This window comes from Fictibacillus sp. 26RED30 (assembly GCF_015903845.1).
Taxonomy (GTDB): Bacteria; Bacillota; Bacilli; order Bacillales; family Fictibacillaceae; genus Fictibacillus; species Fictibacillus phosphorivorans.
This window is the reverse complement of sequence record NZ_JACZDV010000001.1, coordinates 1932144-1955788: the sequence shown is the minus strand read 5'-3', so window position 1 is coordinate 1955788 and position 23645 is coordinate 1932144. Positions and strand designations below refer to the sequence as shown.

Sequence of the window (23645 nt, the reverse complement as noted above, 5' to 3'; positions counted from 1 at the left end):
ATCTAATAATTATAAAGATGCAGTTTCAAGACTTCAGAAGAGAGGAGAAAGGTGAACAACGTGAAAAAAGCAGTAAGACCCTATGACTATTCTTTGATAGTAGCCGTACTATTATTGTGCAGTGCTGGATTAGTCATGATCTACAGCGCGAGTATAGGGGTAACGATTAATAAATACGATTACAGCAGTAGCTTTTTCTTTTCAAGACAACTTGTCTTTCTGCTAGTTGGGATAGGGCTCATGTATTTTACCATGAGGTTCAATATACAAATCTACAAAAAGTTAATGATGCCTATCGTCGTCTTTTCAATTCTCATATTGATATTTGTCTTATTGTTCGGACGAGAAGTGAACAATGCAAAAAGTTGGCTATACATAGGTCCGATCGGTATTCAGCCTGCTGAATTTATTAAGCTAACACTAGCTATCTACTTAGCGGCAATCTATTCAAAGAAACAAGGGAAGATGCAAGATTTCAAAAAAGGAGTCATTCCTCCACTAACGATTTTCGCCATCATGTTTCTATTGATATTGAGACAGCCAGATTTAGGGACAGGCATTATCGTTTCAGGTGTTGCTGGAGTTATTCTGTTCTGTTCAGGTATAAAGTTTAAACATATTTTTTCAATGGCAGCTTTAGCGGGTATCGTAGGGTTAGGTATATTCCTTCGTTTAACCCCAGAACAACTTTCCCGTTTCGATGCAGCGTTTGCGCCCTTTAAAGATCCTGCGGGCGACGGTTATCAGCTCGTTAATGGATATATTTCTATCGCTGCAGGGGGAATGACAGGTTCAGGTCTAGGTGAGAGTATTCAGAAATATGGATTCCTCCCAGAACCACATACAGATTTTATTATTGCTATCATCGCAGAAGAACTAGGTTTTATTGGAGTATTTTTGATCATCGCCTTGTTAGGGTATATCGTTTTAAAAGGATTTTATATTGGCATGCAAAGTAATGATACATATTCAAGCTTATTAGCTTTTGGTATCGCTGGAATGATAGGTATTCAAACAGTGGTCAATCTAGGTGCAGCAGTAGGGTTATTGCCGATTACTGGTGTTCCGTTACCATTTATTTCGTATGGGGGCTCATCCCTTCTTTTGTTTCTAACATCGATGGGGATTCTTATAAATATTTCTGCAAAAGTAAATCTGAACAAGAAAGTCCCAGATAAAAAGCCCGAAGTAAACAGAAAGATAAAAGCTATCATGTAACGGTAAAAGGAGAGGAACTTGTATGAGTAGAAAAATCAGCAAAGTCTTAGTAGCAAACCGTGGGGAAATTGCAATTCGGATTTTCAGAGCTTGTACCGAACTAGATATACGAACAGTAGCTATTTATTCGAAAGAAGATACGGGATCTTATCATCGTTATAAAGCAGATGAAGCCTATCTAGTAGGCGAAGGAAAGAAACCGATCGATGCTTATCTGGATATTGAAGGTATTATCGAGATTGCAAAAGCAAATGGGATCGACGCGGTTCATCCTGGATATGGTTTTTTGTCAGAGAACAAGGAATTTGCAGAACGATGTAGTGAAGAAGGCATCATTTTTATAGGACCGAACGAAAAACATCTTGATGTATTCGGGGATAAGGTTAAAGCTAGACAAGCTGCTATTGATGCTAACATTCCAGTAATCCCAGGTAGTGATGGACCTGTTAACAGTCTTTCAGAAGTGAGAGACTTTGCTCTAAGTAATGGTTTTCCAATCATCATCAAGGCATCTATGGGTGGCGGTGGACGCGGAATGCGTATCGTCAGAAGTGAAAACTCCCTTGCAGAAAGTTACGATCGTGCTAAATCAGAAGCAAAAGCCGCGTTTGGTAAAGATGAAGTATATGTAGAAAAATTTGTAGAAAACCCAAAACATATTGAAGTACAAATACTCGGAGATCATGAAGGGAACTTAGTCCATTTATACGAGCGTGACTGTTCTGTACAAAGAAGGCACCAAAAAGTAGTCGAAGTTGCACCAAGCGTCTCGCTATCTGATGAGCTTCGTCATGATATCTGTAAATCAGCTGTATCGTTGATGGAGCATGTAGGGTATATCAATGCAGGTACCGTTGAGTATCTAGTAACGCCAGACGGCAAATTTTATTTCATAGAAGTAAATCCGCGCGTTCAAGTGGAGCACACGATTACTGAGATGGTTACTGGAATCGATATTGTCCAATCGCAAATCCTTATCGCAGAAGGATACCCGTTGCATGGAAAAGAGATTGGAATTCCAAAGCAAGAAGATATTTATTGTCATGGCTATGCGATCCAATCGCGAGTAACGACAGAAGATCCTTCTAATCAGTTCATGCCTGACACAGGTAAGATCATGGCGTATCGTTCAGGTGGAGGTTTTGGAGTTCGATTGGATGCTGGTAATGGATTCCAAGGTGCGATTATCACTCCTTTCTATGATTCTTTACTCGTTAAAGTGTCTACGTGGGCTTTATCTTATGAGCAAGCAGCATCTAAAATGTTAAGAAACTTAAAAGAGTTTCGTATTCGTGGGATTAAAACAAACATTGCTTTCCTTGAGAACGTTGTAACACACCAGAAGTTTTTATCAGGTGATTATGATACTTCTTTCATTGATACAAGCAGTGAACTCTTCGTCTTTCCTAAGCGTAAAGATAGAGGAACGAAGATGCTTTCCTATATCGGTGCAACAACAATTAATGGTTTCCCGGGACTCGCTAAGCAGGAGAAACCTAATTTTGCTAAACCTCGTATTCCAAAAATAAAGCACTCAGAACCGATTCCAAATGGAACGAAGCAATTGTTAGACGCTGAGGGGCCAGAAGCTGTGTCTCGCTGGATAAAGGATCAAAAGAAACTCTTACTTACGGATACAACCTTCCGAGATGGTCACCAATCATTGCTAGCAACTCGCGTTCGTACGAATGACCTTTTGCACATTGCTGAACCGACCGCAAGATTATGGCCAGAAATGTTCTCACTTGAAATGTGGGGAGGAGCAACGTTTGATGTTTCTTATCGTTTCCTTAATGAAGATCCATGGGACCGCTTGATTAAGCTGAGAGAAAAAGCTCCGAACGTGTTGTTCCAAATGTTACTTAGAGCTTCAAACGCAGTAGGTTACAAAAACTATCCAGATAATGTCGTTGAAGAGTTCGTTAAAAAGTCATCAATGGCAGGAATCGATGTGTTCCGAATCTTTGATAGCCTAAACTGGGTGGAAGGGATGAAAGTGGCAATCAGAGCTGTTCGTGAGACAGGAAAAATTGCCGAAGCAGCCATCTGCTATACAGGAGATATTTTAGACCCGAACCGCACGAAATATGATCTGAAATATTATGTGAATCTCGCGAAAGAACTTGAAGCGGAAGGAGCACATATACTAGCTATTAAAGATATGGCTGGACTATTAAAACCTCAAGCTGCTTATGACTTAGTATCAGCGCTTAAGCAAGCGGTCGAAATTCCAATCCATCTTCATACGCATGACACGAGTGGTAACGGAATCTATACTTACGCAAAAGCGGCTGAAGCAGGTGTTGATATCGTAGACGTTGCTGTAAGTTCTATGGCGGGTCAGACCTCTCAACCTAGTGCTAATTCACTCTACTACGCGTTAGCAGGGAACGAAAGACAGCCAGATTTGAACATTGATCATGTTAAAGATCTATCTTCTTACTGGGAAGATATCAGAAAATATTACTCAGGGTTCGAAAGCAATTCGGCTGCACCAGATCCGGAAGTTTATGAGCATGAGATGCCAGGCGGGCAGTTTAGTAATCTTCAGCAGCAAGCAAAGGCAGTCGGTCTTGGAGACCGCTGGGATGAAGTCAAACAGATGTATCGCAGAGTGAATGATATGTTTGGCGATGTGGTTAAAGTTACACCATCGTCAAAAGTTGTAGGTGACATGGCTCTGTATATGGTTCAGAACAATTTAACGGAAGATGATGTTTATGATCGAGGAGATTCATTAGATTTTCCTGATTCTGTTGTAGAATTCTTTCAAGGGTACCTGGGGCAGCCGTACGAAGGTTTTCCTAAAGAGTTGCAGCGTATCATCTTAAAAGGAAGAGAACCTTTGTCAGAGAGGCCTGGAGAGCTTTTAGAAGCTGCTGATTTTAATGACATTAAGGAAACGTTATTCCATAAGATCAATCGCCAAGTAACAAGTTTTGATGTTTTGGCGTATGCGCTATATCCAAAAGTATTCTTAGATCGTGAAAAGATGTATTCACAATTCGGTGATATCTCAGTTCTTGATACGCCAACATTCTTTTATGGAATGAAGCTAGGGGAAGAGATTGAAGTCGAAATTGAACAAGGTAAGACTTTAATCGTGAAGCTCGTTTCAATCGGTGAAGCTCAGAACGATGGATCTAGAGTACTTTACTTTGAACTTAACGGTCAATCGCGTGAGATCGTAGTAATCGATGAAAGTGCAAAAGTAACCGTATCTGCAAAACAAAAAGTAGATCCTTCAAACCCATCTCAAATTGGTGCAAGTATGCCAGGAACGGTGATAAAGGTTTTAGTTGAACAAGGAGAAAAGGTTAAAAAAGGTGATCATCTGATGATTACTGAAGCCATGAAGATGGAAACAACCGTTCAAGCTCCATTCGATGGAACCGTTAAAGAGATCTCTGTTCAAAACGGAGAAGGAATCGCTGCTGGCGATCTTTTAATAGAGTTGATCAAGTAAAAATAAAAGCTGTTTTCGTAAACTTTGTTGATCTTGAAAGTGTTGATTTCCGTTACAGGCTGCTCGCTTTCCACGGGGCAGGCGGTGAGCCACATTCGTACGTTTCACTCTTAAGTGTCTCACCTGCCCGCCTGTCCCGTAGGAGTCTCGCGCCTTCCATTCCAATCAATTGTCAAAGGTGACAAGGAGTTAAAAGCAACAATCATTTAGAAACAGCAAAATAAAAAAACCAAGGTGCAAAACGTGCACCTTGGTTTTTTTGATTTACTTTCGATAGACGATTAACGCTAAGTAGCTCAGCGTTCCAAACAAGAAGGAAATGATCAATCCATGACCAAGGGCCACGAATAAATTTAAGTTGGAATAAACGATCAATGCTCCAGATACACCTTGGAGAATGACGAAAAGTAGAGCGAACTGAAATCCTTTTGTTACTACTTTTTGATCGCTATAGTATTTTCGAGCATGATACCAAGCATATACGATCCAAATAAACAGGACGATAGCTGCAATACGGTGCAACAGATGAATGCTTGCTTGAGAACCTATCGTTGCGAATATGGTTCCGTTACATAAAGGGAACTCAGGACCACAGCCCATGCTTGAGCCAGTATGCCTTACGAGCGCACCCGTGTATACAACAGCATACAGATAAGCGAATAACCAGTAGATGTTCTTTTTAAATGCGGGTGATACTTTTGCAATAAATGGACGATCAGGATCTTCAAAAGAAAGAATCGCTATCAAGAGAACACTCGCGAACGAAACTAGTGAAAAGCCGAAATGAGATGCAAGAACGGCTGAAGATTGGCTCCAAATTACTGCAGCGGCTCCTAGAAGGCCTTGAAGGATAATAAAGAATACAGCTGATCCAGCTAATATCTTTATTTCTTTTCTATGTGGTTCTCGTCTCCAAGCCCAAATCGCGAGTATGATAACGAGCAGCCCAAGCCATGCTGATACAAACCGATGACTTACTTCAATTATGGTTTCAAGTTTTGGTGCAGTAGGTAAGATTTCTCCATAACAGAGAGGCCATGAGTTACCGCATCCGTCACCAGAGCCAGTTTTTGTTACAACAGATCCCATCAGTAATACGAGCAACATACCTAGTGAAGTAATAATAGAATAAATTTGATAAAATCTTTTCAAATCAATCACCTGCTTTTTTTGTCCTATAACCGTTCACAAATTTGTAATATTTTCAACAAGTATTACAGACACCCACATCGTACAAATAATATAAGATACTGTCTATATTAGTCGAAGTATACAAAGCACTATATTTGTTTTATAATGTTAGAGGACATTTTCTTTATATATCACTATCCTATCATATAGGTAAAACGTTCTACTTTACATATTGTGAACAGATGAAGACATTTTTTTACCGTTGATTTTAGAGTCAAGCCCATATAGAATGAATGAGGGCTTAAATAACAGCAAAAGCAAGATTTGGAACATTTTACTCTAAAAGGAGGTGTATCTGTTGAGCAAAACTCCAACTGCATATGAAGTCGCTAACAAAGTAATGGAACCCGGACCTCTATCTGAAACGAACCCTACAGGCACCTGGAAAGATTTTTTGACCATCGCGAAGCTCGGGATCGTTATGAGTAACTTGATTACAACATTTGCTGGATTCTTTCTAGCTTTAAAATATAACAATCATTTGTTCTCTGACAAGATTGGTGCTTTAGTTCTTTGTATTCTGGGTGCTGCACTAGTTATCGCTGGTGGATGCTGCTTGAATAACTATATTGATAGAGATATAGACCAGCTGATGGAACGTACGATTGAGCGCCCGACAGTTACGGGCAGGATCAGTGCGAATCAAGTACTTTGGGTAGGTATTATTCTTTCCGCAATCGGAACAGTTATGCTTGCGATGACTACCTTAACGGCAGCGGTTATGGGGTTGATCGGACTTTTCGTATATGTTGTCGTTTACACGATGTGGCTGAAACGAACTCATTCTATTAATACCGTTGTTGGGGGAATATCTGGGGCAGTACCGCCTTTAATCGGTTGGGCAGCTGTAGATGCTAACCTTCATTGGGTGGCATGGATCTTATTCTTAATCATGTTTTTATGGCAACCTCCACATTTTTTGGCGCTTGCGATGAAAAGATGTGAAGATTATCGAAAAGCGGGAATTCCGATGCTTCCGGTTGTATCCGGCTTCGCATTAACGAAGCGTCAGATGATCTGGTATGTAGCTGCATTACTTCCTGTGTCTCTTTACCTGTTTGAATTTGGTATCGTCTACTTGATATTGGCTGCTGTGTTAGGAACAGGTTGGCTGATTCTAGCGTTATCAGGCTTAAAGACAAAGGATGACATGAAATGGGCTCGTATGATGTTCGTTTATTCGTTGAATTATATGACCATTATGTTTGTTGCGATGATCTTAGTGAACATATAGATTTTATACTGGAACAGCGCGATCGTGCTGTTCCTATAATCGCCATTACATAAAAGGGCTTTCATAAAAAAAGTATAGATGAAGGCTGATCGTTTGTAATCACTCTTAAGAGTGAACCTGTTGTATAAAGAAAAAAGTTTAAATTTTTCGTAAGATCTACTTTTGCTATTTCCATTCAAATAACATATTTATTTGAATTGAATAGATAGAACATTCAGTCAAAACAGACTACAACGAGAAAGTGGGGTATATGTAGTGATGAAAAAATGGCTACAAAAAGGGCGTTTTCTTTCCTTATTTGCCATGTTGGCTCTTCTTTTGATGGGGTGCGGAGATCCGACTCTATCAACTTTGATTCCGCAAGGTGAAGTTGCTGACAAACAGTTCCAGCTGATGCTGATCTCTATTAGTATTATGATTCTGGTTCTGGTGGTAGTTTTCGTTCTTTATGCATTCGTATTATTGAAGTTTAGAAAGAAAAAAGGTGACAATTCTACACCTAAGCAAGTGGAAGGTAACCACATGCTTGAACTATTATGGACAGTTATTCCAATTCTTTTGCTTATCATCTTAGCTGTACCAACTGTTATGAGAACGTTTGAATTCTCTGCAGATGCAAAACCAGCTTCAAAGAACGAGTTAAGCATAAAGGTTACTGGACACCAATATTGGTGGGAGTTTGAGTATCCGAAAGAAGAATTGATCACATCTCAGGAATTGGTTCTTCCGGCAGATACGAAAGTACACGTTGAATTATCATCTGCTGATGTTATTCACTCATTCTGGATTCCTTCACTAGCTGGTAAGACAGATACAAACCCTGGTGATAAAAACAAGAACTATATGTGGTTTGATACGGGAAGTCAGACAGACGTAGTGTACAAAGGGAAGTGTGCTGAACTTTGTGGTGCATCCCATGCTTTGATGGACTTTAAAGTAAGAGTTGTTTCTAAAGAGGACTACAAGAACTGGGTTGCGGGCTATAAAGCGGCTGACGACAAATCTTCTGCTAATGCTGATGGACAACAAGTCTTTGAAAAGAACTGTTTATCTTGTCACGCTGTTGGACAAAACGGCGGGAACACAGGACCTAGCTTAACTGGTTTTGGGGATAAAGACCGTGTAGCAGGTATCTTAGAACATGATAAAGAAAATCTGAAAAAGTGGATCAAGGACCCTCAAGAAGTTAAACCAGGCAACAACATGCCTAAAGTAAATCTTTCTGACGAGGAAATTGATGCCGTTTCGGATTACTTGTTAGGTCTAAAATTGAAATAGTCTTAAGCATTGCAAAAAAGGAGGTTACACCGTGGCAACTCACGAAAGTCACAAAAAGAGAAGTGGGTTAATGGATTGGCTCACTACCGTTGACCATAAAAAGATCGGTATTCTGTATCTTTTGGCTGGTGGCTTCTTCTTCTTAATCGGAGGACTTGAAGCAGTTTTAATGCGTATTCAACTTATGGAACCAGACAGCAAGATTTTCACTGGTGAACTTTATAATCAATTATTAACGATGCATGGAACAACGATGATCTTCTTGGCAGCCATGCCGATTATCTTTGGTTTCATGAATGCGATCGTTCCTTTACAGTTAGGAGCTCGTGACGTAGCGTTTCCTTATGTAAACGCAGTCGGGTTCTGGTTATTCTTCTTCGGAGGAGTGCTATTGAACTTAAGTTGGTTCTTAGGCGGAGCTCCTGAAGCTGGATGGACAGCATATGCTCCGCTATCAACTGTAGCAGAAGATACAGGTGTTGACTTTTATGTACTTGGTCTTCAAATTGCCGGAGCTGGTACTCTTGCAGGAGGAATTAACTTCCTTGTAACGATTATCAACATGCGTGCACCTGGTATGACATTTATGCGTATGCCATTGTTCACATGGGCTTCATTTGTTACTTCTGGGCTTATTCTTTTCGCATTCCCTGCACTTACAGTAGGCTTCTTCTTACTGATGTTCGAACGTGTATTTGATGCTAATTTCTTTAATCCAGATATGGGTGGTAACATTTTGATCTGGGAACACATTTTCTGGATTTTTGGTCACCCGGAAGTATATATCTTAATTCTTCCAGCATTCGGTATTATCTCTGAAGTTATTTCTACATTCTCAAATAAGCGCTTGTTTGGTTATAGCGCAATGGTATTTGCAACAGTGCTTATCGGATTCTTAGGATTCATGGTTTGGGTTCACCACATGTTCACTGTTGGTTTAGGACCTGTAGCAAACTCAATCTTTGCTGTAGCAACTATGGCAATCGCGATTCCAACTGGTGTTAAGATCTTTAACTGGATCTTCACGATGTGGGGCGGACAGATTCGTTTCTCTACAGCTATGCTTTTCGCAGTTGGATTTGTTCCAACTTTCGTAATGGGTGGAGTTACTGGGGTAATGCTTTCTGTACCTGCTGCTGACTACCAATATCATGACAGTTATTTCGTAGTAGCTCACTTCCATTATGTAATCGTTGGTGGTTTGATTTTAGGATTGTTCTCAGGGTTATACTATTGGTACCCTAGAATGTTTAACCGCGTATTGAATGAAACACTTGGTAAGTGGAATTTCTGGTTGTTCTTTATCGGTTTCCATTTAACGTTCTTCCCTCAGCACTGGTTAGGACTAATGGGTATGCCTAGACGTGTTTATACATATATGTCTGGACAAGATCTTGATGGAGCAAACTTTGTAAGTACGATCGGTGCGATTCTTATGGGTGCAGGTACCATTGTACTTTTAATCAACATCATCATTTCTGCATCATCTAAATATGCAACAACAAAAGATCCATGGGATGGCCGTACACTAGAATGGGCTATGCCAGTTCCAACACCAGAATACAATTTTGCTCAAACACCACTAGTACGTGGTCTAGATGCATTGTATGTTGAGAAGACAGCTGGTAATGGAGATATGACACCTGCAGAACCTGTAGGAGAAATTCATATGCCGAATGGATCGATCCTGCCGTTTATTTTATCTTTAGGAATGTTCATTTCTGGTTTTGGTTTTATCTACTCGAACTGGTACGTAGCAGGAGCAGGTCTAGGGCTTGTATTGATCACCATGTTCTTACGTTCTATTATTGATGATCACGGGTATCATATTCATAAAGAAGAAGTTGAAGCAGACATTAAAGGGGGTAGAGCTTAATGAATGCTGGAGAACGTTTAACAGATGCGAATTTCCCTGCTCATCCTGAAAAAGCTACCCTTGAAGGTAAGAACAAATTTTTAGGATTCTGGTTATTCCTTGGTGGAGAAACGGTATTATTTGCAACGCTTTTCGGAACATATCTTGGTCTTAGAAATATGCATTTAGACGGCCCTTCTGGGGCAGAACTATTTTCACTGCCATTAGTATTTCTAGCTACAATGCTGCTACTAACTAGTTCACTTACGAGTGTGTACGCAGTACTTTCTTTAAAGCAGAACAAAGTACGTTCATTGCAAGGCTGGTTCCTCGTAACATTATTATTAGGTCTTGGATTCTTAGGTCTAGAGATTTATGAGTTCATACATTATGTTCACGAAGGACATACGTTTACAAGCTCTGCGTTTGGTTCAGCTTTCTATACGTTAGTAGGTTTCCACGGAGCACACGTATTGTTTGGAATTCTTTGGATCACAACATTGTTAGCAAGAAACTGGAACAGAGGGATTACATTATCTAATGCTCCAAAATATTACTTGTTTGCTCTATATTGGCACTTTGTCGATGTTGTATGGGTATTCATTTTTACCGTTGTTTATCTAATGGGAAAGGTAGGCTAAACTCATGGCTAATCACACACAAAACCCTGAAACTACCGTTCATCGTCACGAAGAGATTCAGCGTAAGCTTGCCTTGAAAGAGGAGCGTAAGCATCATAACGTTTCTTTTGTCATGATGATTCTTTTAACGATCGTTGCATTCTTTGCGATCTGGAGTGACAAGATTAGTGATTCATTTGCTGTTTTGTTTATCCTTACACTGGCAGTTGTTCAAGTTTTCTTCCAGCTATATGTTTGGATGCACTTAAGCCACAAAGGACATGACTTCCCAATCTGGGGTATGGCAAGTGGTATATTGGTTGCAGCTATTACAGTAGCTTCCTTAATGGGACTTATTTGGACATCGTAATCAAGGAAAGGCTGCATCTCGTATGCAGCCCTTTTTATTTGTTACAATATTACGAATTGTCACTATTATTCCGTACAAGTACCAACTATGATTGATATAGTATTTATGGGTACTTTTATAAAGGAGATGACAGACATGCATCATAATCATCATGTTCATCATACTAGTTTAAGTGATTATAACTGGTACGAGCTTTTTCCGCCTTCTATATATGTTTTAGCCATCATTCTTGCGTTCGTTTACTTTCGGTTCGTTGCGAGAGATAAACAGGGGAAGAAGCTTGCAACAAAATGGCAGCAGACTTCAATGATCGCTTCACTTTTGTTGATGATCATTATAAAAGGGACGCCTGTTCAGGTTTTAGGACACAATTATTTATTCAGTGTTCACATGGTACAGATGGCTGTTCTTTATTTAATGATCGCACCTCTTATGATACTTGGGATTCCTGAGGTGAGATGGAAAAGTTGGTTAAGTAAGAAAACAATTCTTACTCGGATTTTTCATTTCCTTACTAAACCGTTGCTAGCGTTGCTTATCTTCAATGCAGTATTTTCTTTGTATCATATTCCTTTAGTGTTTGATGCAGCCGTTTCAAATCCTGTTATTCATTATGGGTATCATGCTTTATTATTAATTACGGCTTACACGATGTGGTGGCCGGTTCTTTGTCCGGTTAAAGAGCTTGATACGTTGTCAGATATCAAAAAGATCGGATACGTGTTTGCTAATGGTGTATTAATGACTCCAGCTTGTGCGTTGATCATGTTTGCTGATTTTCAGCTTTATGAAACATATAGAAATGTGCCACAATTGTTTGAAACGATGACGCCGAAAGAAGATCAGCACGTAGGTGGAGTAACGATGAAGATTTTCCAAGAAGTGATCTATGCCTTTGTACTCGGATTAATCTTTACGAGATGGGTGAAAAAAGAACGATTGCGTGATAAAGCGGACTTGGAGTTAATTAAGAGACAAAACAGTCAATTGAAACCCGAATTAAAGTAACCGGCATTTTTGCGGGTTATTTTTTTTGTCTAAACCTAAGTTTATACTTGCAAACAACATGATCTCAGATGCATATAATCTCCTCATGGCACTGGAAAGCGAATCTTACGAAATGTACCTAAAAAAGACAAACAAAATCACAACAGAAAAAAGAAATTGCTCGTTGGTGTCGAAATATATAGTAAAGCCGAGTAGAAAGGAAAGAAAAATCATGAGAATCAGTGCCAGACAAGCCGCTAAAAAATTTATAGAGTCTCATTATCCAAACTGTGATGTAGCCTATCTGGCTGGCAGTGTTGTTAGGGGAGAAGAAACAGAAAGCTCTGATTTGGATATCATCATCATAGACAGTTCTATCAGTGAGTCATATCGTGAATCACTTACCGAGTATGACTGGCCGATTGAGGTTTTTGTTCACAACATGTTTACTTACAAACGCTTTTTCAAACAAAATATCGACAGAGCCAGACCCTCACTTCCACAAATGTGTGCTGAAGGCATCATTCTTCGTGACTCAGGGCATGCGTCACGGATTAAGAATGAAGCTTTACAGTTATTAAAAGCAGGGCCTACTCCGTGGAAGACGATTGAAATCGAGCAAGCACGATATTTCTTAACCGATCTATTAAACGATCTAGAAGGTTCTACCAACGTCTTAGAGGATCTATTTATCGTTTCAAAACTTGCTGATCGTACACATGAATTTGTTTTACGTGTTAATGGACATTGGATCGGGGAAGGAAAGTGGATTCTTCGGGCTTTAAAAGAGTATAGCGAACCTTTTGCTGAACAATTCGCTTCTGTATTTGATGAATATTATTTCAATCGCTCCAAATCAAAAGTCATTGAATTTGTTGATGAAGTGCTCGCTCCATATGGTGGCAGGCTATTTGAAGGGTATTCCTCTCAATCTCCAGAAAGAGCTGCTGAATAAGAAAAAACCCCTCATGCAAGAGGGGTTTTTTTAAACGTGTAACTCACTATGCAGTGCTTCGATCAATTTGTTGCATTGATTAACTACGTGTTTTGGGAATACTTCGTCGTATTCTACACCATGCGGGTAGTAATGTTTCCCTACATAAGGTGTTCCAAGTTCAACTTTAGCATGTGGTGTTTCTGTTTCTGCTTCAATAACATGACAAGGGAAACGGAAGTAGTAAACGTCACCATTCGTCATATCTTCAAATTTGTAATCATATGTAATACGTTCATAATCCCATTGGCCAGCACGGATCATGCCATGGTTATCCATCACATGCTCTAAAAGTGAAAACTCAACAACCTTCCCGTTTAAGCCGCTTTCTTCAAATTTCATTGTGAAACCTCCTAGGAATTCAATAAAAAATAATAATCACTTCTTAATGATATTATGAAAGCGCTAAAGATGCAATCATTGTCAAAAGTGCGCATATTTGTTTTTCTTTCGTAAAGCATAAAGAAGTATAGATTTAAAATAACGAGGAGGTAATGTTTGTGAAAAAAGTAAGTGACATCATGACGAGGAATGTAGATTATGTAACACCACAAGACAATGTTTACGAAGTAGCCGTAAAAATGAAGCAGGATAATGTAGGTGTTATTCCTGTTTGTGAGAATGATCAAATTATCGGAGTAATCACGGATCGAGATATTGTCGTCCGGGGAGTTGCTGAGAAACGTCCAGGGTCTACAAAGGTATCCGATGTTATGAGCGATAATCTGTTTACAGGTTCTGCAGATATGACAGTTGAAGAAGCAACGGAACTTATGGCAGACAAACAAGTAAGAAGACTTCCAATCGTAGAGAACAATAAACTTGTAGGGATTATCTCGTTAGGAGATCTTTCCCTAGCTAAAGAGAGTGACTCCGCTGCAGGACATACCCTTTCACAAGTTTCTGAGCAAAGAGATCAGATTCAATAATTGATGTTGATTATATAAAACAGTTCCTTTTATAGGGGAGCTGTTTTATTTTTGAAAGGTTTCATCCAAACACATACCCTCTATGCTAAACTAAGAAGAGAAGAAAGATATAGGGGGAACCATTATGCGAGGATTGGTTACTTTTTTCCTATCCGTTTTTATTTTGATTGGCTTATTTTTTTATGATGTACTACCAGAATTCACAGTCGAGAAAGAAAAGCCTGATACAAAAGTAGAGTACATAGAAGAAACATTAAAGATTCCTGATGATGCTGTTTCTAACTGGGTTGGTAAAGATATATCTGAATTTAAAGAGCAATGGGGAGAACCTGAAAGGATAGATCCATCTAGCTATGGTTATGATTGGTACATATATGGAAACAAGAGTCCCAAAGGATATCTGCAAGCAGGTGTAGAAAACGGAAAAGTAGTTACGTTGTTTGTCATTGGATCTGATGTGAATACATCACCATTTACGATTGGAGAGAATTCAAACACGATCATCCAAAAGTTTCCGATTGAGAGTGACATCACTATTAACGACGGAGAAGATTTCTTTAGATTTGAACTGTCTGAGCAAGAAGTTATGCTGCGTCCACTGATTAAATTGAAAGATAACATTTGGGTACAGCTTTATTTTGATAAGTTTACGAATCAGCTATCCAGTGTAAGATATACTACTTCGGATGTCTTGTTAAAACAAAGGCCATACTCGATCGTTTATCGAGGAGATCTTCCCCCGCTTGGGCAGTTAAGCGATGATGAACAAAAAAAGGTAGATCAATCTGAAGAACAGCAAGTTTTTGAGTTAACGAATATTATCCGTCTTAAATACGACAAAAATCCGTTGCAGTGGGATGAGAAAACTTCGGAAGTAGCGTTTTTGCATTCAAAAGATATGTTAGATCAGCAATATTTCTCTCATGAGAGTAAGGATGGACGTACGCTTTCAGATAGGCTGCAGCAAAAGCAAGTAAAGTTTCTGCAAGCGGGAGAGAATATAGCTGCAAACTATACGGATGGTATAGCAGCTGTAGAAGGCTGGATGAACAGTGAAGGGCATAGGAACACACTTTTAAACAATGAGTACACTCATTTAGGAGTGGGTGTAGATAATAAGTATTACACACAGAATTTCTTAGTACCTATGAAGTAAATAGAGATAGTAAAGCTGAACCTCAAAAGGTTCAGCTCTTTTTTTTGAGAAGGTATTTTTGAGGAATTTTCGGTTATTCGGCAAGTTTAAAAAATGTACCTGATGCAGAAGCGATTAAAGTACCTTTTTCATTACGTACTTTTCCATCCATACGGACCAATTGTCTGCCATTATGTACGACTTCAGCACGGCAAATGAACAACTCTCCAACGCCAGGAGTTAAAAAGTCTACTTTTAATTCGACAGTCACAGCACCTCTTTTGTTACCTGGAACAAGGCTGGCCATCGTGCCCATTGCTGTATCTAAAAGTGTTGCGGTTAAGCCGCCATGTAAGATTCCGATTGCATTGTCGAGTAAGGGAGAATTGGGCATCTCCATCTCTAACGTATGATCATTGATTCTAGTTGTTTTAAAATCTAATAAAGAAGCAATGTGTGTCTTATGCTGCTTTTCTCTTTTCGTTTTCAAACTGTTTAAGAAACGTTTCATGACTTGTTGCTCTTGTTCAGTACTGGTTTCGAAATACTCGTTCCACTCGTCCTTAATGTTCAATAGTCTCTCCCTCAATCTTTTTTTATTTTTATTGTACCTTTTTGGGCGGATGAGAATAAAGTAAACAGAATTAACTTTGCATGAATAATAAAAAATGGGCGCACCAATTTATGGGCACTTATGTATCATGTAGTAAACATCATTCGTCAGTGGATGGCTGGGGGTGGATTCTGTGGTAAAGACTGATATAGAAAGTTTCAAGGAGTTCGTTCATAAACATCCTGATTTAATTAAGGAAGTAAAGAAGAATAAGAGGCCTTGGAAAGAAGTTTATCAGGATTGGATTGTTTTGGGAGAAGAACATGAAAGCTGGAATCAGTATGCAAAAGATAAGGATAAAGATAAAAAACAAGAAGATCGCTCTAAGTCTGAGAAGACAAGAACAGAACTTACAGTTGGAGATATTGTTACTGGTTTAAGTAAACTGCAAATAACGGATGTACAAAAATATTTATCCCAATTTGGTAGTCTGATGGATGCGGTTCAAGAACTATTACAGCAATTTAACAATCAGTCTGACAGACCGAACCAACAGCCGGAAAATAGAATGAATGATTATCCTTCATATAGGGATTAAAAGGATGTGTGCGGTGTGCGAAGAGAAATTCTCGAATACTTAAATACAAGACCTGACTTGAAATATTATATAAGAGAAAAACCAGAGTGGTATAGAAAGCTGAGTAGAAACCCTTTTTCAGTGTCTGAGCTGGAAGAGGGTGCGAAAGTGTTTTACGGGCGTACCTTCGGGCAAAGAGTGGATCGTTTTCATCAACAGGTACAAAACTTTGGTTTATTAATGGAATTGATCTCTGTAATGGGTGATGAAGTAAAGGGAAGCGATGCTCCTATGCCGAATGATTTTCAGCCAATGCCAGACTCGCTAAACAACGGTTAAGAGTTTTTGAGGGATAATAAGAATCAATAAGGAAAAAACTACTTCTATAAGGAGTGGTTTTTTTATGAAAATAAGAAATAGACGGATTTATGCAGGTGGTCTATTAGTGATTATCGTGCTCACACTATTTACGATTACCAAATTCCACGAAGAAACTTCTGATCCCAAACCAAAAGCTGTAGAGGTATCTGCTTCATATCCAATCATGGATAAAGACTGGGCAGTCAATTATCATGTGAAAAAGCAGCGGATCTATTTTGAGAATATTATTTCAAGGTTTTCCTTCCAAGGTGGTCTTACGAAGACACCAGGAAATAAGGATGGATACATTGCTGTTTTTGTAAACAATAAGTGGAAGATGAATGCTAATCAATCCATGTTCATCTTAAAGAATATGAATTCTGGTAAGCACAAGATTACTCTGCAGCTGAAGAAGAAAGATGGATCTGATTACGGATTAAAGAAAAATATAGTCGTTCAAGTTCGATAACTCTTCAATTTATGAAGAGTTTTATTTTTTGTAAGAAGTCTGCTATGCTTTTAAGTCTATTCAATATCCGCTATAATAGATTAGAAACCTCATACCTAAAGGGAGGTGTGACGTATGAGTTTAGACCAAAGTGTATTGCTGGAAGAATCATTAGCATTAGCAGAGATGGTTGCTGATTCCAGTGTTGCATTAGCATATAGAGAGTCAAAATATAACCTAGAGCAAGATGTTGAAGCACAGAAAATGATTGCTCGTTTCGCAAAAATGAAAGAACAGTATGAAGAAGTACAGCGATTTGGAAAATATCATCCTGATTTTCATACCGTTTCAACACAAGTTCGTACTCTTAAACGGGAGCTTGATTTTCATGAAAATATAGCTCAATTTAAGAAAGCAGAAAAAGAACTTGAAAATTTATTGATGGAATGCAGCAAAATCATTGCTTACAGTGTATCTCAACAGATTAAAGTTCCTACAGGCAATCCGTTCTTCGATGAGAGCTCTTGCAGTGGTGGATGTGGTTCAGGCGGATCCTGTGGCTGTGCTTAAACTTAGTCTCTAAACCGAATGCAGTCAAAACATAAGTTTCCGCAGCAGAACATTTTTTCTTGCGGTACTAAAAAACGCATCCGGTATACATGAAGATTTTCTTCTGATCTTACAAATGTAAGGTTCAATGTTAGCCGTTTCCCTTTCATAGCTTTTACGGCATGTTTTTTTACAGAATCAGTTGAGTGATCGATTGAAAACTGCGAAGAAACCGTTACATATATGAAAGGGATACCGGCCATCATTTTTTTTTCAACATGAATGATTGAAGGGTCTTGTTTCATTCGATTCAAAAAATGTTCCCAAACGTTGTTTAAGTCCAATCTACATCACTTCCTAACAGGGAGTATTCATTTATTTGATCAATACAGTATATAAAAGGGGCTTTAATTATGATAGGTAATCGTCGTGGGCTATCTGTTTTTCTCCATTCATTAAAGTTTTCAAAACAGTTAAGACGTTATGGTAATGTGCATTATGTTTCTCGAAGATTGAAATATGCTGTTTTGTACTGTGATGGAAACAAAATAGATGAGATCGCAGCAAAGCTTGAATCTTTGCATTTTGTAAAAGAAGTAAAAAGGTCTCATAAACAAGAGATCAAGACAGAATATGAAAGTAAAATTGTTGATAAAGCGAAAGAGTATGACTATAAGATGGGGATTTAAGAGACAGGCCGCTAATAATAATAGCTGCCTGTTTTTTTTATGTTTGTTTTTTGTCAGTAATTCCATTTATAAGTCTTCAAAAGAATTTATAAGTCTTGAAGAAATTTTATAAGTCTTCAAATTTTTTTATAAGTCCTCAAAAAAATTTATAAGTCTTCACCTATTTGGCAAAAAATTATTTTATAACAAAGGCGGAATTAGATAATTTAAACGAAGAATCCCTGTTAGATAGTGAAAAAAGAGTTCTGTTTCAGCAAAATCTGTTGATGGCTTTACATCAAATGTAATCACTTCTTTATTTAATTGTGCGGCCTTTGCCTCGAATAGATCAATTCGTTTAGAAGGATAAGGTACTCCCTCTCGGCAAATGTATAGTGGCTGAAACTTTCCCTCTGAAGCTGGGTTCAGGACAGCAACAAGAGACGCATACATTTTATCTTCTTTCTTAACTTTTAAACATAATAACTGTGAGATACGATCTTTGTTCGTTTCCATGATCTCAAGTAGTTCATAAAGATCAGAATACCCTTCTCCAAGCTCAATAAATCGTTGAATCATCATTCAATCCCCTTTCTATAAAACAATGTAGCATAATCATCTATCTGCTTAAAGGCTTTTAAGCATGAAAAAAAACCTGCAGCAAAAACTGCAGGTTGCCTTTAAAACAAAAATCACTTCTGTTTAAAGGCGATGGGAGAGGAGAAACCGGATGAAGAACTTATGGGGAGTAAGTCTTCTCCGCGGTTGGCAACAACATCGTTCGTTGATGTTGTTACAAATAGTATGACCGCATTTAATTTGACTTATACTTATAAGAAAAAGATTTGATGTTTGAATACAGGAATACTTGTGATAGGATAAGTAAGGGAAAACGGATAAAGAATTGAGTGAATAACGTGAGAGTAATAGCTGGAGAATGCAAAGGAAGACCACTTAAAGCTGTACCAGGTACGAACACAAGGCCGACAACTGATAAGATTAAAGAATCTATCTTTAACATGATCGGTCCTTTTTTTGAGGGAGGTACAGGTCTCGACTTATATGGTGGAAGCGGTGGCTTAGGTCTAGAAGCTTTAAGCCGGGGCATGGAGCACTTCATTTTCATTGATAAAGATCAAAAAGCCATACATACGATTAAAGAGAATATCAAACAATGCAACTACGAAGACAAAACAGAAGTCTTTCGAAATGATGCAAAAAGAGCATTGAAAGCGCTTCATAAAAGAGAGATGCAATTCGATATGATTTTTCTTGATCCTCCTTATGCGAGACAGATGTTATTAAAGGATATGGAGGAGATCGACAAGCTGGAACTACTCTCTCCAGAAGGAAGTATTGTGACTGAACATGGTACGGATGTAACACTACCTGAGGAGATCGGAAACTTTTATCAGGTCAGACAGGAAACATACGGAAAAACAACTACAATAACAATCTATAAACGCGATTAACATAAAGTATGAGGTGAAAAAAATGCCAGCAACTGCAGTCTGTCCTGGTAGCTTTGACCCCGTAACTCGTGGTCATCTGGACATTATTAAACGTGGAGCAACAGTATTTGATGAAGTAATTGTAGTGGTAGCCAATAATCAAAGCAAAGACCCTTTGTTCACAGTTGATGAGAGAATCGTCCTTTTAAAGGAAGTTACGAAGCAGTTTCCTAATGTGAAAGTAGACTCTTTTAACGGCCTTCTGATCGATTACGTAAAGAATATCGGAGCAAATGTGATACTTAGAGGATTACGTGCAGTATCAGATTTTGAATACGAGATGAAAATTGCTTCGATCAACAAAAAATTAGATGACGAAGTCGAAACATTCTTTATGATGACAAACAATCAATATTCCTTCCTGAGCTCAAGCATCGTTAAGGAAGCAGCAAAGTATCATGCGAATGTTTCAGATCTTGTTCCGGAAGTTGTGGAAGAAGCTTTAAAAGAAAAATACAACAGCCCCCGTTAAGTACGGAGGCTGTTTTTTTTCATAAGACTTCTATTCCACAACAAGATTGAAATCATTAAGAATCCAAGTGTGACATAATGGCTATGCATTAGGGCTAGCATGCCAAATTCACTTATGTGCACGGTTTTTTCTGCAAGAAATGCAAATGCTGGAGCAGTAGTGCTTTTAACGTGATACAAATAAGGGAATACTAATAGACAAATGATCGCAGATAAGAATCCATGAAGTATTCTTGCAAAAAAGAAAGGCTTGAACTTGATATCTGTATCAGCAAGTATACTAGCGACTTGTGCTTGAACGGAAAAACCGCTAAAAGCTAATATAAAACTTACGATGACGGCTTGCTGTAAAATGGGTGATTGTGCGAGACTCGTTAAATTACTTCCTAACGTAATCTCAAAGATTCCTTTAATCAGAGGAAGACTTAATTGTTCGGATAGGGAAAGCATAATAAATAAATAATTGATAAAGTTTGAGAGAAGTTGAGCCACATGAAGAAGATCCATCATCTTACTTAGTACGGAGAAGAGAATAATGAACCCACCGATCATAAGCAGTGTCTTTGTAGATTGCTGAACAGCATCTCCAAGAAGCTGTCCGATGGGACGATTGTCTGCTAATCTAGCTTCATGCATATGTTTAAACGCATTGGTAAGACCTTTTCCTCTATAACGTACTTCTTTATTAACTGGTTCTTTTTTCCATCCATGGAACCTCATGATAAGTCCAACGAAAATGTTGCCCACATAGTGGCTGACTGCGAGAACGATTCCGAGAGCTGCGTTATGAAAAAAGCCTACTGCAATCGCGCTGAACATGAATAAAGGGTTCGAACAATTCGTAAAAGACACGAGGCGCTCTGCTTCTAGTGTCGTGATCTGCTTTTGGTGCCATAATCGTGCCGTCAGCTTTGCACCGGCAGGAAATCCTGAAGAAATGCCCATCGCCCAAACGAATCCCCCAGCACCCGGTACACGGAAAAGCGGTCTCATAAGAGGTTCAAACAATACACCTATAAGATGTACGACGCCAAACCCCATCAATACTTCTGATAATATAAAAAATGGCATTAAAGATGGGAAAACAACGTCCCACCACATTTTCAAACCGTTTACGGACGCCATATATGTTTCTTTTGGGTATATGATTATTGATATTGCTATGATAATAGCCGATGCTGACAATACAAGTGTTTTGAAATAAGCTTTGTTCATAAAGGGGAGCGCTCCTCTCACGTAATTCCACTATACTTACTTGTCCTCATCCTTATTTATACGTATAGCCTTACTCTTTAGACCATATGTTAAAAAAAGACGGTGCTTCTAAAGGAGGAGCAAAGCATGAAAGAACCAAAAATCGGACTTGCTCTAGGATCTGGCGGTGCTAGAGGGTTTGCTCATCTAGGTGTTGTTAAAGCAATAAGAGATGCAGGAATACCTATAGATATGATAGCTGGAAGCAGCATGGGAGCTTTGGTCGGTGCGATGGTGAGTATGGGTCATAGCGATGAAAACCTTTACCGGATGGCAACGCTCTTTAAACGTAAATATTATATGGATTACACGGTCCCTAAGATGGGATTTATCACAGGGAAGAAAATCAAAGAACTCGTAAGGCTTCTCACAAAACAAAAACAAATTGAACAAACGAATATTCCTTTAGCAATCGTGGCAACTGATCTACTACTAGGTGAAAAAGTGGTTTTTAGAACGGGACCTATTGCAGATGCTGTTCGTGCAAGCATCTCGATCCCAGGCATATTAGTGCCTGAAAAAATAGATGGAAAACTATTGGTGGACGGTGGAGTTATTGACCGCGTACCTGTTTCTGTGGCACGAGAGATGGGAGCAGACCTTGTAATCGCAGTTGATATTTCGCATTTTAAAGCAGAACTTCAGGTTTCTTCTATTTTTGATGTTATCATTCAAAGTATCGATATCATGCAGCGTGAAATGGTGCGCTGGCACGAAATTTCCGCTGATATTATGATTCGTCCAATGGTTGAGCAGTTCAGTTCTACAGCATTTAAGGATGTAAATGATATAATTGCTATAGGAGAAGAAGCAGGAAGAAAACAGATACCAAAAATTTTAGAAAAGATCGACAACTGGAAGGAGTCTATGCATGACCACTGAAAAAACAACGAAACGAAGTAACTTTTTCTCAAAAAATAAATTCATTATTCTTTTTTTACTGGTGTTTGCTTTTATAGCATTCTATCCACTCCCTTACTACATTACCTCTCCTGGGGATGCCAGAGTGTTAGATCCCATCATTAGCGTAGAGGGAGGAGACGACGATAAGGGAGTGTTCATGCTAACAACAGTGTCGGTAGGTACAGCAAACATTCCGCAATACATATGGGCAAAGCTAAGTGATTATCGTGAAGTCATCCCTGCTGATCAGATCAGAGGAGAAGATGAGACGGATGAAGAATACAATCAAAGACAACTGCAGATGATGGAAGATTCACAGCATGCGGCCACCATTGTTGCCTATCAAGAGGCAGGAAAGAAAGTAGACATCGAATACCATGGTGTTTATGTAACAGGAATCATGTCTGGAATGCCGGCAGAAGAAAAGTTAAAAGTTGGAGATAAGATTATTGCTGTTGACCGTAATCCAGTTATGGAAACAAAGAAACTACTCGATACGCTCGCTCCTAAGAAAGCAGGAGATGCGGTTGATTTAACGGTTCTACGCGGCGATAAAAAATTAAATGTGAATTTAAACATTGAAGAGTTTCCAAAGAAATATATTCAAGATCAAGGACCGAAAGCGGGTCTTGGCATTACTTCTCCTGTAGCAGATGTATCCATCGTAACAGATCCGAAAGTGAAGATTGATACATCACAGATCGGAGGACCTTCAGCTGGGTTGATGTTCACGTTAGAAATTATGGATCAGTTAACACCAGATGATCTTACACACGGGAAGAAAATTGCAGGAACCGGAACGATGGACCTTCAAAAGAATGTAGGGCCGATCGGAGGTATACAACAAAAGATTGTTGCAGCTGATGAAGCAGGTGCTGAGATTTTCTTTGCCCCTGTTGATGGAAATAATTACAATGATGCCGTGAAGGCTCAAAAAGATATAGGGTCTAAAATGAAGATTGTTCCAGTTAAGACACTGAACGATGCACTCGACTATTTGAAAAAATTGTAAAGAAAAAGGATGCAGAAGCCAGAAATGGCTTTTATGCATCCTTTTTTTGCTCGTCTTGAGCG

26 protein-coding genes are annotated in these 23645 nt (G+C 38.9%); 20 read left to right on the top strand and 6 right to left on the bottom strand.

The features are described from left to right. Window positions 1–51: 51 nt before the first annotated feature. Both ftsW and pyc read left to right on the top strand, forming a co-directional pair. Entirely contained in the window at window positions 52–1218 is a 1167-nt protein-coding gene (ftsW, locus tag IHV11_RS09950) for a putative lipid II flippase FtsW (RefSeq protein ID WP_197194505.1), read from the top strand. A gap of 22 nt (window positions 1219–1240) precedes the next feature. Next, window positions 1241–4684, top strand: a complete 3444-nt coding sequence (gene pyc / locus IHV11_RS09945) for a pyruvate carboxylase (protein WP_197194504.1) — start codon at window positions 1241–1243, stop codon at window positions 4682–4684. Between the two features lie 264 nt (window positions 4685–4948). On the opposite strand, the gene IHV11_RS09940 is transcribed toward pyc, so the two are convergent. Next, window positions 4949–5836 (bottom strand): COX15/CtaA family protein, encoded by an 888-nt coding sequence (locus IHV11_RS09940; RefSeq protein ID WP_231620221.1) that lies wholly within the window; start codon window positions 5834–5836, stop codon window positions 4949–4951. 379 nt (window positions 5837–6215) lie between these two features. Between IHV11_RS09940 and cyoE the strand changes: the two genes are divergently transcribed. From cyoE to IHV11_RS09905, 7 genes are all read left to right on the top strand, one after another. Then, on the top strand, window positions 6216–7109 hold the full coding sequence (gene cyoE / locus IHV11_RS09935) for a heme o synthase (protein WP_197194973.1): 894 nt from the start codon (window positions 6216–6218) through the stop codon (window positions 7107–7109). Between the two features lie 258 nt (window positions 7110–7367). Then, the gene (gene coxB / locus IHV11_RS09930) at window positions 7368–8387 is read left to right on the top strand and encodes a cytochrome c oxidase subunit II (protein WP_137789773.1); all 1020 of its coding nucleotides are present in this window, start codon (window positions 7368–7370) and stop codon (window positions 8385–8387) included. A gap of 31 nt (window positions 8388–8418) precedes the next feature. Next, window positions 8419–10263, top strand: a complete 1845-nt coding sequence (gene ctaD, locus IHV11_RS09925; RefSeq protein WP_312035128.1) for a cytochrome c oxidase subunit I — start codon at window positions 8419–8421, stop codon at window positions 10261–10263. Then, window positions 10263–10883 carry a cytochrome c oxidase subunit 3 gene (locus IHV11_RS09920; protein ID WP_144700988.1) on the top strand — a complete coding sequence of 207 codons (621 nt, stop codon included), beginning with the start codon at window positions 10263–10265 and terminating at the stop codon, window positions 10881–10883. Before ctaD ends, IHV11_RS09920 begins: the two co-directional genes overlap by 1 nt. Before the next feature lie 4 nt (window positions 10884–10887). Next, window positions 10888–11232 (top strand): cytochrome C oxidase subunit IV family protein, encoded by a 345-nt coding sequence (locus tag IHV11_RS09915; RefSeq protein ID WP_066393364.1) that lies wholly within the window; start codon window positions 10888–10890, stop codon window positions 11230–11232. A 135-nt stretch (window positions 11233–11367) separates the two neighbouring features. Then, window positions 11368–12240: a cytochrome c oxidase assembly protein gene (locus IHV11_RS09910; RefSeq protein ID WP_197194503.1), complete on the top strand. Its 873-nt coding sequence runs from the start codon at window positions 11368–11370 to the stop codon at window positions 12238–12240. Window positions 12241–12457: 217 nt separating this feature from the next. Beyond that, window positions 12458–13174: a nucleotidyltransferase domain-containing protein gene (locus IHV11_RS09905; RefSeq protein ID WP_197194971.1), complete on the top strand. Its 717-nt coding sequence runs from the start codon at window positions 12458–12460 to the stop codon at window positions 13172–13174. Between the two features lie 30 nt (window positions 13175–13204). On the opposite strand, the gene IHV11_RS09900 is transcribed toward IHV11_RS09905, so the two are convergent. Beyond that, window positions 13205–13555 (bottom strand): YugN family protein, encoded by a 351-nt coding sequence (locus tag IHV11_RS09900; RefSeq protein WP_197127622.1) that lies wholly within the window; start codon window positions 13553–13555, stop codon window positions 13205–13207. A gap of 158 nt (window positions 13556–13713) precedes the next feature. Between IHV11_RS09900 and IHV11_RS09895 the strand changes: the two genes are divergently transcribed. Both IHV11_RS09895 and IHV11_RS09890 read left to right on the top strand, forming a co-directional pair. Continuing rightward, a complete protein-coding gene (locus tag IHV11_RS09895) occupies window positions 13714–14142 on the top strand; it encodes a CBS domain-containing protein (protein WP_197194502.1) in 429 nt (142 codons plus the stop codon). A gap of 124 nt (window positions 14143–14266) precedes the next feature. Further along, window positions 14267–15298, top strand: coding sequence for a CAP domain-containing protein (locus IHV11_RS09890; protein ID WP_197127624.1), 1032 nt, complete (start codon window positions 14267–14269; stop codon window positions 15296–15298). A 73-nt stretch (window positions 15299–15371) separates the two neighbouring features. Here IHV11_RS09890 and IHV11_RS09885 read toward each other — a convergent pair whose 3' ends face one another. Further along, window positions 15372–15851 carry a PaaI family thioesterase gene (locus tag IHV11_RS09885; protein ID WP_197194501.1) on the bottom strand — a complete coding sequence of 160 codons (480 nt, stop codon included), beginning with the start codon at window positions 15849–15851 and terminating at the stop codon, window positions 15372–15374. 172 nt (window positions 15852–16023) lie between these two features. On the opposite strand from IHV11_RS09885, the gene ylbD reads away from it, so the two are divergent. The 4 genes from ylbD (at window position 16024) to IHV11_RS09865 (ending at window position 17785) form a co-directional block, all read left to right on the top strand. Next, complete coding sequence (gene ylbD / locus IHV11_RS09880) at window positions 16024–16428, top strand: YlbD family protein (protein WP_197194500.1); 405 nt, start codon at window positions 16024–16026, stop codon at window positions 16426–16428. A 15-nt stretch (window positions 16429–16443) separates the two neighbouring features. Then, window positions 16444–16746 (top strand): YlbE-like family protein, encoded by a 303-nt coding sequence (locus IHV11_RS09875; protein WP_197191212.1) that lies wholly within the window; start codon window positions 16444–16446, stop codon window positions 16744–16746. Between the two features lie 64 nt (window positions 16747–16810). Beyond that, complete coding sequence (locus IHV11_RS09870) at window positions 16811–17236, top strand: hypothetical protein (RefSeq protein ID WP_197194499.1); 426 nt, start codon at window positions 16811–16813, stop codon at window positions 17234–17236. A gap of 114 nt (window positions 17237–17350) precedes the next feature. Beyond that, window positions 17351–17785, top strand: coding sequence for a YlbF family regulator (locus tag IHV11_RS09865; RefSeq protein WP_197127629.1), 435 nt, complete (start codon window positions 17351–17353; stop codon window positions 17783–17785). A gap of 2 nt (window positions 17786–17787) precedes the next feature. Here the strand turns inward: IHV11_RS09865 and IHV11_RS09860 are convergent, their stop codons facing one another. Continuing rightward, window positions 17788–18108, bottom strand: a complete 321-nt coding sequence (locus IHV11_RS09860) for a hypothetical protein (protein WP_197127630.1) — start codon at window positions 18106–18108, stop codon at window positions 17788–17790. Window positions 18109–18177: 69 nt separating this feature from the next. Here IHV11_RS09860 and IHV11_RS09855 point away from each other — a divergent pair, with 69 nt between their 5' ends. Continuing rightward, window positions 18178–18453, top strand: coding sequence for a YlbG family protein (locus IHV11_RS09855; RefSeq protein ID WP_066245799.1), 276 nt, complete (start codon window positions 18178–18180; stop codon window positions 18451–18453). 180 nt (window positions 18454–18633) lie between these two features. On the opposite strand, the gene IHV11_RS09850 is transcribed toward IHV11_RS09855, so the two are convergent. Further along, window positions 18634–19011, bottom strand: a complete 378-nt coding sequence (locus IHV11_RS09850) for a DUF7147 family protein (protein WP_197194970.1) — start codon at window positions 19009–19011, stop codon at window positions 18634–18636. Between the two features lie 338 nt (window positions 19012–19349). On the opposite strand from IHV11_RS09850, the gene rsmD reads away from it, so the two are divergent. After that, on the top strand, window positions 19350–19904 hold the full coding sequence (rsmD, locus tag IHV11_RS09845; RefSeq protein ID WP_197191351.1) for a 16S rRNA (guanine(966)-N(2))-methyltransferase RsmD: 555 nt from the start codon (window positions 19350–19352) through the stop codon (window positions 19902–19904). 22 nt (window positions 19905–19926) lie between these two features. Further along, the gene (gene coaD, locus IHV11_RS09840; protein ID WP_197127631.1) at window positions 19927–20415 is read left to right on the top strand and encodes a pantetheine-phosphate adenylyltransferase; all 489 of its coding nucleotides are present in this window, start codon (window positions 19927–19929) and stop codon (window positions 20413–20415) included. Here the strand turns inward: coaD and ylbJ are convergent. Beyond that, window positions 20412–21629, bottom strand: a complete 1218-nt coding sequence (gene ylbJ, locus IHV11_RS09835) for a sporulation integral membrane protein YlbJ (protein ID WP_197194498.1) — start codon at window positions 21627–21629, stop codon at window positions 20412–20414. The two genes, coaD and ylbJ, sit on opposite strands and share 4 nt — an antisense overlap. Before the next feature lie 126 nt (window positions 21630–21755). On the opposite strand from ylbJ, the gene IHV11_RS09830 reads away from it, so the two are divergent. Together IHV11_RS09830 and IHV11_RS09825 are read left to right on the top strand one after the other, a co-directional pair. Further along, complete coding sequence (locus IHV11_RS09830) at window positions 21756–22550, top strand: patatin-like phospholipase family protein (protein ID WP_197127633.1); 795 nt, start codon at window positions 21756–21758, stop codon at window positions 22548–22550. Beyond that, window positions 22540–23583 carry a SepM family pheromone-processing serine protease gene (locus IHV11_RS09825; protein ID WP_197194497.1) on the top strand — a complete coding sequence of 348 codons (1044 nt, stop codon included), beginning with the start codon at window positions 22540–22542 and terminating at the stop codon, window positions 23581–23583. The genes IHV11_RS09830 and IHV11_RS09825 overlap by 11 nt, the downstream gene beginning before the upstream one ends. The last annotated feature ends 62 nt before the right edge of the window (window positions 23584–23645 follow it).

Coding starts and splice junctions, on each gene's coding strand:
- pyc (WP_197194504.1), top strand. CDS start 1,241: ATGAGTAGAAAAATCAGCAAAGTCTTAGTAGCAAACCGTGGGGAAATT.
- cyoE (WP_197194973.1), top strand. CDS start 6,216: ATGGAACCCGGACCTCTATCTGAAACGAACCCTACAGGCACCTGGAAA.
- coxB (WP_137789773.1), top strand. CDS start 7,368: ATGAAAAAATGGCTACAAAAAGGGCGTTTTCTTTCCTTATTTGCCATG.
- IHV11_RS09920 (WP_144700988.1), top strand. CDS start 10,263: ATGAATGCTGGAGAACGTTTAACAGATGCGAATTTCCCTGCTCATCCT.
- IHV11_RS09915 (WP_066393364.1), top strand. CDS start 10,888: ATGGCTAATCACACACAAAACCCTGAAACTACCGTTCATCGTCACGAA.
- IHV11_RS09910 (WP_197194503.1), top strand. CDS start 11,368: ATGCATCATAATCATCATGTTCATCATACTAGTTTAAGTGATTATAAC.
- IHV11_RS09900 (WP_197127622.1), bottom strand. CDS start 13,555: ATGAAATTTGAAGAAAGCGGCTTAAACGGGAAGGTTGTTGAGTTTTCA.
- IHV11_RS09890 (WP_197127624.1), top strand. CDS start 14,267: ATGCGAGGATTGGTTACTTTTTTCCTATCCGTTTTTATTTTGATTGGC.
- IHV11_RS09870 (WP_197194499.1), top strand. CDS start 16,811: ATGAAAATAAGAAATAGACGGATTTATGCAGGTGGTCTATTAGTGATT.
- IHV11_RS09865 (WP_197127629.1), top strand. CDS start 17,351: ATGAGTTTAGACCAAAGTGTATTGCTGGAAGAATCATTAGCATTAGCA.
- IHV11_RS09855 (WP_066245799.1), top strand. CDS start 18,178: ATGATAGGTAATCGTCGTGGGCTATCTGTTTTTCTCCATTCATTAAAG.
- IHV11_RS09850 (WP_197194970.1), bottom strand. CDS start 19,011: ATGATTCAACGATTTATTGAGCTTGGAGAAGGGTATTCTGATCTTTAT.
- coaD (WP_197127631.1), top strand. CDS start 19,927: ATGCCAGCAACTGCAGTCTGTCCTGGTAGCTTTGACCCCGTAACTCGT.
- ylbJ (WP_197194498.1), bottom strand. CDS start 21,629: ATGAACAAAGCTTATTTCAAAACACTTGTATTGTCAGCATCGGCTATT.
- IHV11_RS09830 (WP_197127633.1), top strand. CDS start 21,756: ATGAAAGAACCAAAAATCGGACTTGCTCTAGGATCTGGCGGTGCTAGA.
- IHV11_RS09825 (WP_197194497.1), top strand. CDS start 22,540: ATGACCACTGAAAAAACAACGAAACGAAGTAACTTTTTCTCAAAAAAT.